Here is a 16,396-nt window from a genome sequence, read left to right on the forward strand (position 1 = left end):
CCGTGCAGGTTCGGCTGCTCGGCCCCTTCGAGATCACCGACGGCGACGGTCGCAGCATCGACGTCGGGGGTCCGCGCAACCGCGCCCTCGTCGCCCGGCTCGCCCTCGCCCTCCCGCACGCGGTCGCGATCGAGACGCTCATCGACGACCTCTGGGGCACCGAGATCCCCCAGCACGCGCACAACGCCCTGCAGTCCGTCGTGTCGCGGACGCGCGCCCGCCTCGGCGACGGGGCGATCACCGTGACTGCCGGCGGCTACCGTCTGACCTGCGAGAGCACCGACGTCGACGTTCACCGCTTCACCCGGCTGGCCGGGCAGGGGCGCTCACGTGACGCGCTCGCCCTCTGGCGCGGCGACGCGCTCGACGGGATCGGTGATGCGCCGTACGTCGCGACGTCCGCTGCCGGGCTGGACGAGCGGCGGCTCGCGGTGCTGGAGGACCGGGTGGAGTCCGACCTCGGGTCGGGGGACTACGAGGTCGGGGGACTGGTCACCGAGCTGCGCGCGCTGGTCGCCGCCCACCCGTACCGTGAGCGCCTCGCCGTCTCGCTGGTCCGGGCGCTTGCCGCCTCCGGACGCCAGGCCGACGCGCTCGCAGCCTACGAGCAGATGCGCAGCCGCCTCGCCGACGACCTCGGGCTCGACCCGTCCCTCGCGGCGCAGCAGGTGCAGGCCGCCGTGCTGAGGGGCGACGCCGACGTGGCGGCGCCGCGACGCGCTGCGCTGGCTGGCGAGGGGGTGCGTACGAACCTGCGGCCCGCGCTCACCAGCTTCGTCGGGCGCGACGACCTCGTCGAGCACGTCCGCGCGCTGTGCTCCGCACGACGGCTCGTCACGGTCGTCGGCCCCGGCGGTGCGGGCAAGACACGGCTCGCGACCGAGGCGGCCTCCGGGGCCGTCCCGGACCCGGCCGACGGTGCGTGGCTGGTCGAGCTCGCCTCGGTCACGGACCCGGACCAGCTCCTCGACGCGATCGTCGCTGCGCTCGGCCTGCGCGACGTCGCTGCGATCGAGCGCGGGTCCGACCAGCGCCCGACCGCCCGTCGGCGGGTCGTCGAGACCCTTGCCGCCGGGCGTCCGCTGCTCGTCGTCGACAACTGTGAGCACCTCGTCGCCGACGTGGCCGTCCTGGTCGAGGACCTGCTGCGCGACCTGCCCGGCCTCACGGTGCTCGCGACCAGCCGGGAGCCGCTGGCCGTCCCGGCGGAGACGGTCGTGTCGCTCGGCCCGCTCGCGGTCGCGCCCGGCGGGGCGACACCGGACGAGGCGCTGGGGTACGGCGCGGTCGACCTCTTCGTCCAGCGGGCCCGCGCCGCCGCGCCGTCGTTCGTGCTCGACGCCGCTGCGCTGCCGGCCGTGCTGGAGATCTGCCGTCGGCTCGACGGTCAGCCCCTCGCGCTCGAGCTCGCCGCCGCACGCCTGCGGACGTTGACGCCGCAGCAGGTCGCCGCGCGGCTGGGCGACCGGTTCCGACTGCTCACCGGCGGGAGCCGTACGGCCCTGCCGCGGCACCGTACGCTGCGCGCGGTCGTCGAGTGGAGCTGGGACCTGCTGTCCGACGCCGAGCGCGACCTGGCCGAGCGCGTCGCGGTCCTGCCGGGCGGCGTGACGGCGTCCGCGGCGGCCGCGCTCGCCGTGATCGACGAGGCCGACGCGCTCGACCTGCTGGGTGCGCTGGTCGACAAGTCGCTGCTGGTGCCCGTCCCCGCACCCGACGACACCGAGCCGCGGTTCCGGATGCTCGAGACGATCCGCGAGTACGGCCAGGACCGGCTCGCCGACCGACGGATCGGCGACGAGGTGCGCGGACGGCACCTCGCGTACGCTCTGCAGCTGGCCCGGGCGCTCGAGCCCACCCTGCGGACCCGCGACCAGGTCGCCGCCCTCGCCACCCTCGACGCGGAGCGCAACAACCTCGTCGCTGCCCTGCGCTACGCCGTCGAGCGGACCGACCGGATCTCGGCCGTGCGCCTGGTCGCGGACATCGGCTGGTACTACTCGCTGCGCGGGGACCACGCCGAGATCTCCGACTGGGCGCGCCGCGCCCTCGCTCTCGACGGTGATGCCGATCCCACGAGCGAGTCGCTGTGCCTCGCGCTCCGCGTGGTGGGGCTGCACGACGACCCCGACCGCAAGGAGTCCCTGGCCGCGTCCGCTGCGCGTCTGCGCGAGCTGCGCGAGGCCGACGGGTTCGACCGCGACCACCCGCTCGCCGCGCTCGTCCAGGTCGGCGTCGACGTCTTCGCGGAGGGTTTCGCCGACACCGCGACACCAGGACGACCCCAGCTCGGCGAGGCGGCGTCGGCCTCGATCGCGGCGGCGGTCGGCTCGGGCGACCCGTGGCTGCGTTCGGCGGTGCGCTTCATCGAGCTCAGCTGGTACGACAACGCCGGGGTCGTCAGCGACGACGTCACCGAGCTGCTCGACGCGATCGGCGGATTCCGCGAGGTCGGCGACCGGTGGGGGCAGGCGATGGCGGCCTCGGTCCTGGCCGTGTCGTGCGAGCGGCGTGGCCGCCTCGACGAGGCACGCCGCTGGATCGACGACGCGATCGCGCTCCTCGTCGAGGTCGGGGCCGTCGACGACGTCCTCCAGCTGCGGACCCGTCGCCTCGGGCTCGACCTCGTGGCGGCCGGCCCCGAGGACACCGACCGGCTCCGGGCGGAGCTCGCGACGATCGCAGCCGACGCTCGCCACCAGGGCCGCCCGGACGCTGCGCGGTACGTCGGCGTCGCGGAGGTGGACCTCGAACGACGTCTCGGGGACACGGAGGCCGCCGAGCGCGCGGCTGCCCGGCTGCTCGAGGCGCTCGGCCCGTCCCGGATGCCCGGGGCGCCGCAGGTCCGGGCGATCGCGCTGCTGTCGACCGCCCTGGTCCTGCTGCGTCGCGACCCCGCCGCCGCACGGACTCAGCTGGCCGAGGCCGCCGCCGCAGCCCGGGACGTACGGGACATGCCGGTGGTCGCGATGGTCGGGGTCGGGCACGCCTGGCTGGCCGAGCGGCTCGGCGACGACGTGCTGGCCGCGCGGCGGCTCGGTGCGGCCGACGCGGTCCGAGGCGGGCCCGACGCGGCGAACCGCGATGCGAGCGATCTCGAGCAGCGGCTACGGGCCCGGATGGGGGACGCCGCGTACGACACCGCGTACGGCACGGGTCGGGCGCTGCGGCGGACCGCGGCACTGGCGCTCGCCAGCCCGGTACCCGCGGACGGCCCAGGTGCGGGGCCGGACAGGACCGAGGTCGACGAGGCCGGTGGGGCCGCGGACCCCACCGACGCTCAGGCCTTTCGCCGGTAGGCGCCGACCGCCAGCGGCGCGAACACCGCCATGATCAGAGCCGCACCACCGAGCGAGACCGCGATGTCGGAGACGGCGGCGCCGCCGGTGAAGAGGCCGCGCACGGCATCGGTGAGGCTGCTGAGCGGGTTGACGTTCACGAAGGCCTGGAGCCATCCCGGCAGAGTGTCGGGGTCCACGAACATGCTCGAGCCGAACGTCAGCGGGAACAGGACCAGGAACGCGATCCCCTGCACCGCGCCGGACTGGCGGACGATCATCCCCAGGAACACCGACACCCAGCACAGCGCCCACGCGAACAGCAGGACGAGCAGCATCCCGGCGACCACGGAGGCCGGGTTGGTGTCGGCGCGGAAGCCGATCACGTACCCGAATGCGAGGGTCACGACGATCGACGTGCTGTAGCGGACGCCTTCGGCGAGGACCGCGCCGACCAGGGGAGCGGAGCGTGGGATGGGCAGGGAGCGGAAGCGGTCGAACAGGCCTTCCTTGATGTCGTCGTTCATGTTGACGCCGATGCTCACGGTGCTGAGCAGCACCGTCTGCACCATCAGACCCGGGAGGACGAACTGCAGGTAGTCGTGGGTCGAGCCACTGATCGCGCCGCCGAACAGATAGACGAACACGAGCGTGAACAGGATCGGCTGGAGCGTGACGTCGATCAGCTGCTCGGGCGTGCGCACGATCGTGGAGATCGAGCGGCGGGCCAGCACGAGGCCGTGCCGGACCAGGGGGAGCGGTCGGGGCGCGGTGCGGCCCGGAACGGCGGTGAGGGTGGTCATCGGACCAGCTCCTTGTCGTGGGGTTCGGTCGGTGCTTCCGCGGTGGCGCCGGGCGCGCCGTGGCCGGTGAGGGCGAAGAAGACCTCGTCCAGGTCGGGCAGCGCGAGCCGCAGCTCGGAGACCGCCACGTGGTGCTCGTCGAGGGTGCGGACCACCGTGGGGAGGGTCGCGTCGTCGACGACGGGCACGGCGACGACACCCGTGCCGATCTCCTCCGCGCTCCGGCCCGCGACCCGCTCGAGCGCCTCGGTGACGGCCGGCAGGTCGGACGGGTTCGCCGGCCGGACCTGGAGGGTGCGGCCGCCGACGAGCGACTTGAGCTCGTGCGGGGTGCCCTGCGCGATCACGCGGCCCCGGTCGATCACGGTGATGGCGTCGGCGAGCGCGTCGGCCTCCTCGAGGTACTGCGTGGTGAGGAGCACCGTGGTGCCGGCACGGGTCAGGTCGCGCACGATCTCCCACATGTCCTCGCGCTTGCTCGGGTCGAGCCCGGTGGTGGGTTCGTCGAGATAGATCACCTGTGGACGGCCGACGAGGCTCGCCGCGAGGTCGAGGCGGCGTCGCATGCCGCCCGAGTACGTCCGGGCGCGGCGCCCGGCGGCCTCGGTGAGCCCGAACTGCTCGAGCAGCTCGTCGGCCCTCGCCTGCGCGTCACGGCGGCTCAGGTCCAGCAGCCGGCCGAACAGCACGAGGTTCTCGCGACCCGACAGCTGCTCGTCGACCGATGCGTACTGCCCGGTGAGCCCGATCGAGCGGCGGACCCCGTCCGGGTCCCGGGCGACGTCGTGACCGGCCACCGAGGCGCGGCCGGCGTCGGCGCGCAGCAGGGTGGCCAGGATGCGGACGGCGGTCGTCTTGCCGGCGCCGTTGGGGCCGAGCACCCCGAGCACGGTGCCCTCGGGAACCAGCAGGTCGACGCCGTCGAGAGCAGTGGTGTCGCCGAACCTCTTGACGAGACCTTCGGCTTCGATCGCGTGTGTCATGCCTCCACGGTCGCGACCGGTGCTGTCAAGGTGCTGTCAGCGGCCTGTCAGTCCCACAGGTCGCCGACGAGGCGCTGGGCCTCCGTCCGTCCGAGGCCGAGGCGGCGGACGTCGGCGACGTAGTCCCGTGCGGCCCGTCGCGCAGCCTGCGCGGCGTCGCCCTCGAGGACAGCGCTGCGCACGTAGGTCCCGCGCCGGCCGCGGGTCTCGATCACGGCGTCGGCCTCGAGCGCGCGGTAGGCCTTGGCGACGGTGTTCACGGCCAGCCCCAGCTCGTCGGCGAGCCCACGGACGGTCGGCAGGCGCGACCCGCCGGGGAGGGACCCGGTCGCCACGGCCGCAGCCACCCGGCGGCGGACCTGCTCGTACGGCGGCTCGTCGTCGGTCGGGTCGACGACCAGTCCGGGGATCGACGACGTCACGGTGCCTCCTCGACCACTCGCTCGGAGCACCAGCGTACGGCCCCGGGGTGCCGGAGCCTTCTCCATCGTCCGGCGGTGCGGGGCCCGCGGTGTCGGGCCCCGGTCGTAGGCTGGGACCCACGATGAGCCTTCCGTTCCCCGTGCCCTCCGACCGTGCCTCCGACGCTGCCCGCGACCGTTCGAGAGGAGCCTCGGATCCGGCGGCGCCGTCGCACGCGCGACTCAGCGACGAGGAGATCGAGGCGAAGCGCGCGGCCGAGGCGGAGCGCCTCCTGGCCGGCCTGAACGATCCCCAGCGCGAGGCCGTCACACACACCGGGGGCCCGCTGCTCGTCGTCGCCGGTGCCGGTTCGGGCAAGACCCGGGTGCTCACCCGGCGGATCGCCTGGATGATCTCCCAGTACCGCGTGCACCCCGGCTCGATCCTCGCGATCACCTTCACCAACAAGGCGGCGGCCGAGATGCGCTCGCGGGTCGCCGAGTTCGTGGGCGGACGCTCGAGGCTGATGTGGGTGAGCACGTTCCACTCCGCGTGCGTGCGGATCCTGCGCAAGGAGGCCCAGCGCTTCGGCTACACCTCCACGTTCACGATCTACGACGCAGCCGACTCCAAGCGCCTGATGACGCAGGTGTGCCGGGACTTGGAGCTGGACCCCAAGCGGTTCGCGCCGCGCTCGGTGCTCGCCTGGGTGTCCAACCTCAAGAACGAGCTCGTCGATCACGAGACCGCGGTGGCGAAGGCCGCGAACGACTCCGAGCGGACCTACGCCGCGGCGTACGCGACGTACCAGGAGCGGTTGAAGGCATCGAACTCGATGGACTTCGACGACCTGATCATGACGACGGTCCACCTGCTCCAGGCGTTCCCCGACGTCGCCGACGTGTACCGGCGGCGGTTCCGTCACGTCCTCGTCGACGAGTACCAGGACACCAACCACGCCCAGTACGTCCTGATCCGCGAGCTGTGCAACGAGCCGGACTCCGACCTGCTCGTCGTCGGCGACTCCGACCAGTCGATCTACGCCTTCCGCGGCGCGAACATCCGCAACATCCTCGAGTTCGAGGCCGACTTCCCGTCCGCACGCACGATCCTGCTCGAGCAGAACTACCGCTCCACGCAGCACATCCTCGACGCCGCGAACGCCGTGATCTCCCGCAACGAGGGCCGCAAGAAGAAGAACCTCTGGTCCGCTGCCGGCAAGGGGGAGCTCGTGACCGGCTACGTCGCCGACGACGAGCACGCCGAGGCCCAGTACGTCGCCGACGAGGTCGACCGGCTCACCGACGAGGGTGAGGCGAAGCCCGGCGACGTCGCGGTGTTCTACCGGACGAACGCCCAGTCCCGTGTGTTCGAGGAGGTGTTCATCCGCGTCGGCCTCCCGTACCGCGTCGTCGGGGGCGTGCGCTTCTACGAGCGCAAGGAGATCAAGGACGCGATCGCGTACCTCCGGGTGCTGGTCAACCCCGCGGACTCGGTGTCGCTGCGCCGGATCCTCAACACCCCGAAGCGCGGGATCGGTGACCGCGCGGAGGCCTGCGTGGCGGCGTACGCCGACCGTCAGCGGATCACGTTCTGGGAGGGTCTGCAGCAGGCCGAGGAGGCGCCCGGGATCGCGACGCGCTCCCTGAACCAGGTCCGCGGCTTCGTCGAGGTGGTCTCCGGGCTGCAGGACATGGTCGCCGCGGGAGAGCCCGTCGACGCGGTGCTCGAGGCCACGCTGGCGCGGTCGGGCTACCTCGACGAGCTCGAGCACAGCACCGATCCGCAGGACGAGGCCCGTACGGAGAACCTCGCCGAGCTCGTCGCCGTGGCGCGTGAGTTCGTCTCCGACGCGGCGACGCTCGCGGACCTTCCGGCCTCCGACACCCCCGCTGGTCGAGGCGCGAGCGAGGTCTCGTCTCCCGGTGGTCGAGGCGCGAGCGAGGCCGCGTCTCCCGGTGGTCGAGGCGCGAGCGAGGCCTCGTCTCCCGGTGGTCGAGGCGCGAGCGGAGCGAGCGATCGAGACCCCGCGCCGGTCGAGCCTGCCGAGACCTCCGACGACGTTCTCGAGCCGGGCTCGGTCGCGTCCTTCCTCGAGCGCGTCTCGCTGGTCGCCGACGCCGACTCGATCCCCGACTCCGGCGACGGGATGGTCACGCTGATGACGCTGCACACCGCGAAGGGGCTGGAGTTCCCGGTGGTGTTCCTGACCGGCCTCGAGGAGGCGGTCTTTCCCCACATGCGGTCGCTCGGCGATCCGAAGGAGCTCGAGGAGGAGCGCCGGATCGCGTACGTCGGGCTGACGCGCGCGGAGCAGCGGCTCTATCTCACCCGGGCCCTGGTCCGTTCGGCCTGGGGAGCGCCGTCGCACAATCCGCCGTCCCGCTTCCTTTCCGAGATCCCCACCGACCTGGTCGACTGGAAGCGCACCGAGGCCGACACGACGACCTGGTCGGGCGGGTACGCCCCGCCGTCGCGTCGTTCCGCGCCGATGCGTGCCGCCTCGGCCGACCAGGCCAGCCGGGCGAAGCGTGACGTGCCGAGCCTGAGTCCCGGCGACCGGGTCACGCACGACACCTTCGGCCTCGGCACGGTGGTGGCGTTGGAGGGTGCGGGGGACCGCGCGGTCGCGTCGATCGACTTCGGTTCGGAGGGCGTGAAGCGTCTGCTCCTCCGCTACGCGCCCGTCGACAAGATCTGACGCGACTCGCGGGCCCGCCGCGAGTGACTCGTCAGGGGAAGACGTGGTGCTCGTGCAGCGCCGGCAGGGGGTCGACCGGAGTGTCGGCGGTCGGCCGTACCTCGAGGTGGAGGTGCGGGCCGGTCGTGTTGCCGGTCGAGCCGACCGTCCCGATGGTCTGACCCGGCTCGACGGACTCGCCGACGCTGACCGAGATCGACGACTGGTGGCAGTACCAGATCTCCGTGCCGTCCTCGAGCGTGAGGACGGTCTTGTTGCCGTACGCGCCGTCGTAGCCGGTCTCGGTGATCGTGCCGCGCGCGATCGCGACCAGCGGCGTGCCCGACGGTGCGGCGAAATCGAGCCCCGTGTGGACGGTCGACCACAGCGAGCTGGACTGGCCGAAGCGTGCCGTGAGGCGGTAGCCCGTCAGCGGGATCACCCACTGGTTGCGCTCGATCTGCTCGGAGCGGTGCTCGGCCTTCGCGGCGAGCTGCTCGAGCGACGCCTGCAGCTGCTCCGCCTGGGCCTCGACCTGCTTGTCCAGCATGGCCCGGTCGAAGTCACGGGTGACGTCGGGGTTGTTCGGGTCGTACCGCTTCGACGCCGCGCCGTCCACGCTGGCCGACAGGGCCTGGTAGTCGACCGCCTCGATCACGGGCGGCTTCGCCGAGGACAGGGCGACGGCGCCGACACCGGCGATCACCAGCGCCGCGGCGCCGACCAGCGCCGGGGCGGGGAGCCGTCGGCGGGTGCGGACGCGGGTCGAGCGCGAGCCGGGCGGGACCGGCCGTCGGCTCGAGCGGCTCTCACCGGAACGGCGCTCGGTCACGGTCGTGCGGGGGCCGACGGCGTCGATCTGCGTCGTCGCGTCGGACGGGATCGGGGGGAGCTCGGCGGCCCGCTTGCCGCGGTAGGCGGACGAGCCGGGAGCCGGAGACTGCGCCGGCTCGGTCGGGGTGTCCCGCAGGGCCGCGCGGTACGGGGAGGCGGGGGCCTCGGACCACGACGCGCTCGACCGGGAGGTCCCGCGCTCGGGCGGGGTGGCGCCGGAGGGGCGTACGGAGCCCTGGTCGGCCTCGGACGTGCGCTCCGCACGGGGCTCGTCCTGGGGCTTCCCTGCGCTGCGACGGCCGATCGATCCGGTCTCGTCTGCGGAGGTCGCCGGGCGAGAGAAGCGCTTCCTCGGCTTCTCGGCGCGGCGCTTCGGCGCAGGGCGCGACGTCACGAGCTGGACCTCCGTGGGGGTGGACAACGACTGCCGACCCTAACGGATGCGCCCCCGTTTCCGAAGGAGTGGCATTCCGACAAGGGTGCTGGATGTTGGGCGCGTGGTCAAGGTCCTCGGGAAATCCGCTGGCATGATCGGAAGGGAACGAGAAGATGTGACCTTCACGACAAGTTGGACAAATCAGAGTGACAAGTAGGTAACAACGTGCGCATCGCTCTTCACGGCCCGCTCGATCAGGTGGCAACGTACGCGCGCGCCTCGCGCGACGACGGCCACGAGGTCGTGCTCGTCGGTGCGCTCGAGACCGCCGAGGCGCTCGCTGCGGTGGCCGTCCAGGAGGACGTCGACGTCGTCGCGCTCGCCGGTACGGGCGGGGGCCCGGGCGCCGACGCTGTCAGGGCGGCCCTCGACGCGCTCGGCGCCGAGGACGTCGCCGTGCTCGACCTGAGCACCGACCCGCTCAAGCCGCCACGCGGCGCCTGATCACCTCGGCGGTCCGCTCCGGGTGCGTCCAGACCATCCAGTGACCGGCGTCGACGTCGACCCGGTCGAGCTCGGGCACGCGGCGCGGGAGGTCCTCGTACAGCTCCGGCGACAGGAAGTCGTCGCGGGTCGGCACGACGAGGGTGACCGGCACGTCGGTCGGCTCCGGAGCGAGCCCCCCGAGCTGCCGGAACGCGTTGGCGCGGTAGAGGTTGACGCCGTTCGAGGCGTTGCGCGCCAGATCGGGCCCCCACGGGTCCCCGCCGTACCGGTCGAAGCGCTGGCTGCGCCGGAGCACGCTGCGGATCGTCTCCGAGGCCCGGTCGAACCCGGCCTCGGGCAGCCGCGGCACCTGGAACGCCCCGACGTACCACGACTTCGCCAGCTGCCGGCACAGCACGCCGAGCCGGCGGTCGCGCCACGCGGCCCGCAGGAACCCGCCGTACAGCCGCAGGTCCGGACCGCTGATCGACGTGAAGGACGCCAGCCTCCCCGTCAGGCGCGGGTCCTCCGCGGCGGCGAAGACCCCGGCCCAGAGCTGGACCGAGCCCCAGTCGTGCCCGACCAGGTGCACGGGCTCGCCGTCCGGTCGTACGGCGTCGATGACGGCGGCGAGATCGTCGACCAGGCGCTCGATCCGATAGCCGTCGACGTCGCCGGGCACCGAGGAAGCGCCCGCACCACGCACGTCGTAGCGGACGACGTCCAGGTCGGAGAGCAACGGCACCGCGCGGTCCCACACGCTGTGGTCGTCGGGGAAGCCGTGAACCAGCACGACCGTCGGCCCGGACGGATCCCCGTCGCGGTAGACCGCGAGAGTCGCGCCACGGGAGTGCACACTGATCGGAGTGCCGTCGGAAGCCATGCGCTGAGCCTAGGGCCGAGACCCCGGTACTGATGTGACGAGGCTCACGAGACTACTCTCGCGAGAGGTTGTCGAGAGGTTGTACGGCAGCGTACCGAACTGGTTAGGACGGCATCACCGTGGATCTGATGGAGTACCAGGCGAAGGAGCTCTTCGCCAAGCACGGGGTTCCCGTGACGCTCGGCGTCGTGGCGAACACCCCGGAGGAGGCGCAGCAGGGCGCCGAGGACCTGGGCGGCGGCGCAGTCGTCGTGAAGGCTCAGGTCAAGGCCGGTGGCCGCGGCAAGGCCGGTGGCGTGAAGCTCGCGAAGACTCCGCAGGAGGCCCGCGACCGCGCCGACGACATCCTCGGGATGGAGATCAAGGGACTCACGGTCAACCGGGTCCTGATCGCTCCTGCCGCGTCGATCGAGGACGAGTACTACTTCTCGTTCCTCCTCGACCGCTCGAACCGCCGCTACCTGTGCATCGCCAGCGTGGAGGGCGGCGTCGAGATCGAGGAGGTCGCCAAGACCAACCCCGACGCCGTCAAGCAGATCCCGATCGACCCGTCCACCGGTGTCGACGCCGCCAAGGCCCGCGAGATCGCGGAGACCGCAGGCTTCCCCGCGGAGCTGCTCGACCAGGCCGCGACCACGATCGAGCAGCTGTACCAGGTGTTCGTGAACGAGGACGCGACGCTCGTCGAGGTGAACCCGCTCGCGCGCCTGGCCGGCGACAAGCTCGAGGCCCTCGACGGCAAGGTCTCGCTCGACGAGAACGCCGACTTCCGGCACGCGGACCACGCCGCGTTCGAGGACAAGGAGGCCGCCGACCCGCTCGAGGCCAAGGCGAAGGCGAAGGGCCTCAACTACGTCAAGCTCGACGGCCAGGTCGGGATCATCGGCAACGGCGCGGGCCTCGTCATGTCGACCCTCGACGTCGTCGCGTACGCCGGTGAGGCGCACGGCGGCGTCAAGCCTGCGAACTTCCTCGACATCGGCGGCGGCGCGTCCGCCGAGGTGATGGCCAACGGCCTCGACGTGATCCTGCACGACCCGCAGGTCGTCGCGGTCTTCGTCAACGTCTTCGGCGGCATCACCGCCTGCGACGCGGTCGCCAACGGCATCGTCGGGGCGCTCGACCTGCTCGGTGACGAGGCCTCCAAGCCGCTGGTCGTGCGGCTGGACGGCAACAACGTCGAGGAGGGTCGCCGTATCCTCAACGAACGCAACCACCCGCTCGTGACCCTCGTGGACACGATGGACGGCGCCGCCGACCGCGCCGCCGAGCTGGCGAACGCATAAGGGGCGAGGTCACATGTCGATCTTCCTGAACAACAACTCCAAGGTCATCGTCCAGGGCATCACCGGCGGTGAGGGCACCAAGCACACCGCGCTGATGCTCAAGGCCGGCTCCGACATCGTCGGCGGCGTGAACGCCCGCAAGGCCGGGACCACCGTCAGCCACGTCGACGCCTCCGGCGCCGACGTCGAGCTGCCCGTCTTCGGCTCGGTCTCCGAGGCGATCGAGAAGACCGGCGCGAACACCTCGGTCGTGTTCGTGCCGCCGGCCTTCACCAAGGACGCCGTCATCGAGGCGATCGACGCGGGCATCGAGCTCCTCGTCGTCATCACCGAGGGCGTCCCGGTCCAGGACACCGCCGAGTTCTTCGCGTACGCGCAGGAGAAGGGCACCACGCGGATCATCGGCCCGAACTGCCCCGGCATCATCACGCCGGGCGTCTCGCTCGCGGGCATCACGCCGGCGACGATCTCCGGGTCGGGCCCGATCGGTCTGGTCTCGAAGTCGGGCACGCTGACGTACCAGATGATGTTCGAGCTGGCCGACTACGGTTTCTCGACCGCCATCGGCATCGGGGGCGACCCGATCATCGGGACCACGCACATCGACGCGCTCGCCGCGTTCGAGGCCGACCCCGAGACGAAGGCGATCGTGATGATCGGCGAGATCGGCGGCGACGCCGAGGAGCGGGCCGCGGCCTACATCGCCGAGAACGTCACGAAGCCGGTCGTCGGGTACGTCGCCGGCTTCACCGCGCCGGAGGGCAAGACGATGGGCCACGCCGGCGCCATCGTGTCCGGCTCGTCCGGCACCGCCGAGGCGAAGAAGGAGGCGCTCGAGGCAGCCGGCGTCAAGGTCGGCAAGACGCCGTCCGAGACCGCCGAGCTGATGCGGGCGATCCTCAAGGACCTCGGCTGAGCGTCGAGACCCGGCTCGGCTGACCCCGGGCCCGCCTGAACGACGACGGCGCCCCGACCTGCGGGTCGGGGCGCCGTTCGCGTCGTTCGGAGGCCCGTCGTTCGGGGTCCCGGCGTACGCGGTCCCGGCGTACGGGGCGGGCCCACGTCGTACGGGTGCGTCAGCCTGGGGAGTTCGCGAGCCGCTGCCCGGCGCGGTCGGCGAGCTGGGCGAAGGTCCGGTTGCCGAGGTCGACCCTGCGGTTGCCGGCCTGCGCGACCTCGGCGACGAGGTTGCCGCGCCGCACCAGGGCGAGATGGTAGTAGAGCCGGCCCTTCGGCCCCGTCTCGAACTCGATCCGCCAGGTCCGCCCCCGGTAACCCGGACCGGACACGCGCTGCGTGGTCCGCACGCTCGCCGACTCGACGCGGTTGTCGCACTTGCGGATCCGCTTCTGGAGCTTCGCGACGTACGCCTGGGCCTGCTTGGGGTTGCCGAACCGGGCGACGGTCTCGGCGACCGAGAACGGCCGCGGAGCCACCTTGTCGTTCGGGATCACGTACACCCGCGACCGCGCGCGGTCGAGACCCTTGGCCTCCTTGGGGGCGAACGTGGCGTTGTCGCAGAGCGTCGCTGCCGGGTTCGGGCGCGGCGCGGACGGATCGGTCCCGCCCCACGGCTGGCTCTGCCCGTCGAGACTGGGGAGGTCGACGAGGGCGAGGTAGGTCGCGTGCTTCGACGTCGGCGGCAGCGGTGCGCGGGTCGCCTTCGCGCCCGAGCGCGGGCAAGGGCCGGCCGCGTCGGCGCAGATCAGGCGGGTGCCCTCCGTGAGCGCGTTCGCGAACGGCTGGGTCGGTGCCGCACCGTTGCGGGCGTCGTGGAGCAGGAAGGTCGTGGCGACGCCGGTCTGGCTGATGCCCACCGTGATGGTGCTCGCGGGCGAGCCGGAGTCGCGCAGCCGCAGGATCGTGGTCCGGCCCTGCGCTCCCGCGACCCGGCTGGCCTCCAGCAGACGGATCCCGGGGACCGAGCAGTTGGCGAACCACGAGACCTGCCGGCCGTAGGCCTGCCGGGCCTGGTCGGCGTTCTGGGCGACCTCGATGGTCTGCGTGACGGTCTGCGGCTTCTCCTGCGCCTCGAACTCGCGCATCAGCCGCGCGGCCGGGTTCTTCGTGGCCCACCGCTGGGGTGCGCAGGCGGTCAGCGGAGTGTCGTCGACGGTGTCGGCCTGCTGGCTGTCCGCCGCGGCGCTCGCGTCGTCGGACGGCTGGTCGGCGACGTCGGACGAGGACGCGACCGTCGTCCAGCTCAGGCCCGGTGCGATCGTCGAGACCTCGGTCGCGGTCATCAGGGAGCCGCTCGTGATCGCTTCGCCGGGGGCGGCGTCGGCGACGGAGGCCTCGCCCACCCGATCGCGCTCCTGGGCCGCGGCCTGGCTCATCGGCTCGGTCGGGGCGACGGCGACGCCGGCGGCGACGACCGCGGCGCACGCGGCCGCCACGACCACGACCGTGTTGCGTCGTGAGCGGCGACGGGCGATGCGGCGGATGTGCGCGGGGCGCGGCAGCTCGATGCCCTCGGACACCTCGGCCAGACCGAGGAGGCGTCCCTCGAGCTGTCCGATGCTCTGGCCGAGGTCGGCCTCGAGGCTCGCGACGGCCTCCTGGGTCGCGGCGACCGCGGCCTCGTCGGTCATCTGGACCTCGCGTGCGGCCGAGGAGAGATCGAGCTCGCCGAGCGTCTGGAGCACCACGAGGCGACGTCCGCGCGCCGGCAGGGCCGCCATCGCCTCGAGCAGCTCGACGTCGCTGTCCTCCTCGTGGCGGCGACGCCAGGGGTGCGTCCCGCGGGAGACCCGGGTCCGGTGGAAGGCCTCGGAGCGGACCTCGGCGAGCGGATCGGTGGTGCGGACCTTGGCCCACCGTCGCCAGGCGTGCTCGTACGCCTCCGCGACCGCGTCCGCGGTGGCGACCCGGTCGCCGCTGACGGCGTAGGCGAGGTGGGTGACGTAGCGACTGGTGGAGTCGTAGAACGTGTCGAACTCGTCCACCTTCGGCATGACCCGGGGCTCCTCGATCGCTGTGCTGGTCGGTCGTCGGTGACGGCAGACCCGCGGCGCCCCCGTCGGCGTGCCTCCGTCCTGGCGCTCAAGGCTACAGGGACCATGGTCGCGATGACCTCCACGCTTGCGCGACCCGAGTCCGCGACCGCCCGGCCCGCCGTGGACCAGCTGCGCGCCGCCGCGCTCGCGGGCCTCGTGGCCGGCCTCGCAGGTGCTGCCGGCGGCGTGATCCTGGCCGGCGGCGTCGCGGTCCTGGTGTGGATCCCGGACGGGTCCGGTGACGCCGTGGGCGCCCTGCGGGTCGGGGCGATGGCGTGGCTGCTCGGCAACGGGTCCGGCCTGGAGGCGGCCGGGACCCCGATCGGCGCGATCCCGCTCGGCGTGCTGGCTCTGGCGGCGATCGGACTGGTCGCCGTCGCCCACCGGACGTGCCTCGCGTTCGGCGTGGCGCCGCGAGCTCGCACCACGGCGGTGGTGGGCGGGACCTGCGCGGTCGCGTACGCCGGCGCGCTCGCCCTGCTCGCTGTCTGGTCGGCGACGGGCCCGGCCCACGTGGATCCGCTGCGCGCCGCGGTCGCGGGCGGGCTCGTGGGCCTGGTGTGCGGTACGGCGGGGGCGGCGCTCGCGACCGGGGTGGCGGGCCGGTGGGCCGCCGCGCTCCCGGCCTCGGCACGGTCGGCCGTCCGGGGCGGCGTGATCGGTGCCGGCGCCCTGGTGCTGTGCGGGCTGCTCGTCGTGGTCGGTGGTCTCGTCGTCAACCTCGACGCGGCGGTGGCGCTCTGGGACGGGCTGTCGCCCGGAGCCCTGGGTGGCGCCGGACTGCTGGTGGTGTGCGCGGCCGTGCTCCCGAATCTCGTCCTGTGGGCCGTCGCGATGCTGCTGGGCCCGGGTTTCGCCGCGGGCTCGGGCACGTCGGTCACCCTCGGCGCCTCGACGCTCGGGCCGCTGCCCGCGCTGCCGGTCCTGGCCTGGATCCCGGCCGAGGGGGAGCGCCCGGGCTGGTTCGTCGTCCTCGGGTGTCTCCCGCTGCTCGCCGGGGCGCTGGCGGGATTCCTCGCGGCCCGGCGTCACCCGACCGACCCGATGGGAGCGCTCGCTGTCGGCGCCGGCGCCGGGGCCTTCGCCGGCACGCTGGTGGCGGCGGCGACCACCCTGTCCGGCGGCGCGGTCGGACCGGGACGGCTCGCGGACACGGGCCCGGACCTGCTGCTCGCCGGGTCCCTGGCGATCGGGGTGCTGGCGGTGGGCGGCGCGCTCGGTGGGGCGTTCGGCCACTATCGTGGGCCGCGTGGAGGACACGACGCCGCAGTCGAGCCCAGGCGGGACGACCGCACCGGACCCGCAGCCGACGGCGGCTCCGACGCCGGGAGAGAGTCCGGCGAGCGAGTCGGTCGCCCGGACGACGCCTCCGACGGGTGACCGTCCGGC

12 protein-coding genes are annotated in these 16,396 nt (G+C 73.2%); 6 read left to right on the forward strand and 6 right to left on the reverse strand.

What is annotated here, in order from left to right:
- Positions 1-2 precede the first annotated feature (2 nt).
- Positions 3-3,299, forward strand: a complete 3,297-nt coding sequence (locus CLV56_RS13275) for an ATP-binding protein (protein WP_170224795.1) — start codon at positions 3-5, stop codon at positions 3,297-3,299.
- On the opposite strand, the gene CLV56_RS13280 is transcribed toward CLV56_RS13275, so the two are convergent.
- From CLV56_RS13280 to CLV56_RS13290, 3 genes are read right to left on the reverse strand one after another with little or no spacing between them, the layout of a single operon-like run.
- The gene (locus CLV56_RS13280) at positions 3,281-4,081 is read right to left on the reverse strand and encodes an ABC transporter permease (protein ID WP_039364265.1); all 801 of its coding nucleotides are present in this window, start codon (positions 4,079-4,081) and stop codon (positions 3,281-3,283) included. The genes CLV56_RS13275 and CLV56_RS13280 overlap by 19 nt on opposite strands.
- Positions 4,078-5,064: a daunorubicin resistance protein DrrA family ABC transporter ATP-binding protein gene (locus CLV56_RS13285; protein WP_039364268.1), complete on the reverse strand. Its 987-nt coding sequence runs from the start codon at positions 5,062-5,064 to the stop codon at positions 4,078-4,080. The genes CLV56_RS13280 and CLV56_RS13285 overlap by 4 nt, the downstream gene beginning before the upstream one ends.
- A gap of 47 nt (positions 5,065-5,111) precedes the next feature.
- Complete coding sequence (locus CLV56_RS13290) at positions 5,112-5,486, reverse strand: GntR family transcriptional regulator (protein WP_245857815.1); 375 nt, start codon at positions 5,484-5,486, stop codon at positions 5,112-5,114.
- Between the two features lie 122 nt (positions 5,487-5,608).
- On the opposite strand from CLV56_RS13290, the gene CLV56_RS13295 reads away from it, so the two are divergent.
- On the forward strand, positions 5,609-8,167 hold the full coding sequence (locus CLV56_RS13295; protein WP_100414947.1) for a UvrD-helicase domain-containing protein: 2,559 nt from the start codon (positions 5,609-5,611) through the stop codon (positions 8,165-8,167).
- Between the two features lie 31 nt (positions 8,168-8,198).
- Here CLV56_RS13295 and CLV56_RS21020 read toward each other — a convergent pair whose 3' ends face one another.
- Positions 8,199-9,401: a M23 family metallopeptidase gene (locus CLV56_RS21020; protein ID WP_211288067.1), complete on the reverse strand. Its 1,203-nt coding sequence runs from the start codon at positions 9,399-9,401 to the stop codon at positions 8,199-8,201.
- A 180-nt stretch (positions 9,402-9,581) separates the two neighbouring features.
- On the opposite strand from CLV56_RS21020, the gene CLV56_RS13305 reads away from it, so the two are divergent.
- Positions 9,582-9,860 (forward strand): hypothetical protein, encoded by a 279-nt coding sequence (locus CLV56_RS13305; RefSeq protein ID WP_039364271.1) that lies wholly within the window; start codon positions 9,582-9,584, stop codon positions 9,858-9,860.
- On the opposite strand, the gene CLV56_RS13310 is transcribed toward CLV56_RS13305, so the two are convergent.
- Positions 9,838-10,725, reverse strand: coding sequence for an alpha/beta fold hydrolase (locus tag CLV56_RS13310; RefSeq protein WP_039364274.1), 888 nt, complete (start codon positions 10,723-10,725; stop codon positions 9,838-9,840). The genes CLV56_RS13305 and CLV56_RS13310 overlap by 23 nt on opposite strands.
- 119 nt (positions 10,726-10,844) lie before the next feature.
- Here CLV56_RS13310 and sucC point away from each other — a divergent pair, with 119 nt between their 5' ends.
- Together sucC and sucD are read left to right on the forward strand one after the other, a co-directional pair.
- Positions 10,845-12,011: an ADP-forming succinate--CoA ligase subunit beta gene (gene sucC, locus CLV56_RS13315; RefSeq protein WP_039364277.1), complete on the forward strand. Its 1,167-nt coding sequence runs from the start codon at positions 10,845-10,847 to the stop codon at positions 12,009-12,011.
- Positions 12,012-12,024: 13 nt separating this feature from the next.
- The gene (sucD, locus tag CLV56_RS13320) at positions 12,025-12,927 is read left to right on the forward strand and encodes a succinate--CoA ligase subunit alpha (RefSeq protein ID WP_039364281.1); all 903 of its coding nucleotides are present in this window, start codon (positions 12,025-12,027) and stop codon (positions 12,925-12,927) included.
- Between the two features lie 160 nt (positions 12,928-13,087).
- Here sucD and CLV56_RS13325 read toward each other — a convergent pair whose 3' ends face one another.
- On the reverse strand, positions 13,088-14,965 hold the full coding sequence (locus tag CLV56_RS13325) for a sensor domain-containing protein (RefSeq protein WP_100414949.1): 1,878 nt from the start codon (positions 14,963-14,965) through the stop codon (positions 13,088-13,090).
- Positions 14,966-15,079: 114 nt separating this feature from the next.
- Here CLV56_RS13325 and CLV56_RS21025 point away from each other — a divergent pair, with 114 nt between their 5' ends.
- Entirely contained in the window at positions 15,080-16,387 is a 1,308-nt protein-coding gene (locus CLV56_RS21025) for a cell division protein PerM (RefSeq protein ID WP_211288068.1), read from the forward strand.
- Positions 16,388-16,396: the final 9 nt, after the last annotated feature.

The sequence above is a fragment of the Mumia flava genome (assembly GCF_002797495.1).
Taxonomy (GTDB): Bacteria; Actinomycetota; Actinomycetes; order Propionibacteriales; family Nocardioidaceae; genus Mumia; species Mumia flava.

Bases quoted from the DNA above. Each gene is read 5' to 3' on its own strand.
- CLV56_RS13280 (WP_039364265.1), bottom strand. From the start codon at position 4,081: ATGACCACCCTCACCGCCGTTCCGGGCCGCACCGCGCCCCGACCGCTC.
- CLV56_RS13285 (WP_039364268.1), bottom strand. From the start codon at position 5,064: ATGACACACGCGATCGAAGCCGAAGGTCTCGTCAAGAGGTTCGGCGAC.
- CLV56_RS13295 (WP_100414947.1), top strand. From the start codon at position 5,609: ATGAGCCTTCCGTTCCCCGTGCCCTCCGACCGTGCCTCCGACGCTGCC.
- CLV56_RS13310 (WP_039364274.1), bottom strand. From the start codon at position 10,725: ATGGCTTCCGACGGCACTCCGATCAGTGTGCACTCCCGTGGCGCGACT.
- sucD (WP_039364281.1), top strand. From the start codon at position 12,025: ATGTCGATCTTCCTGAACAACAACTCCAAGGTCATCGTCCAGGGCATC.
- CLV56_RS13325 (WP_100414949.1), bottom strand. From the start codon at position 14,965: ATGCCGAAGGTGGACGAGTTCGACACGTTCTACGACTCCACCAGTCGC.
- CLV56_RS21025 (WP_211288068.1), top strand. From the start codon at position 15,080: ATGACCTCCACGCTTGCGCGACCCGAGTCCGCGACCGCCCGGCCCGCC.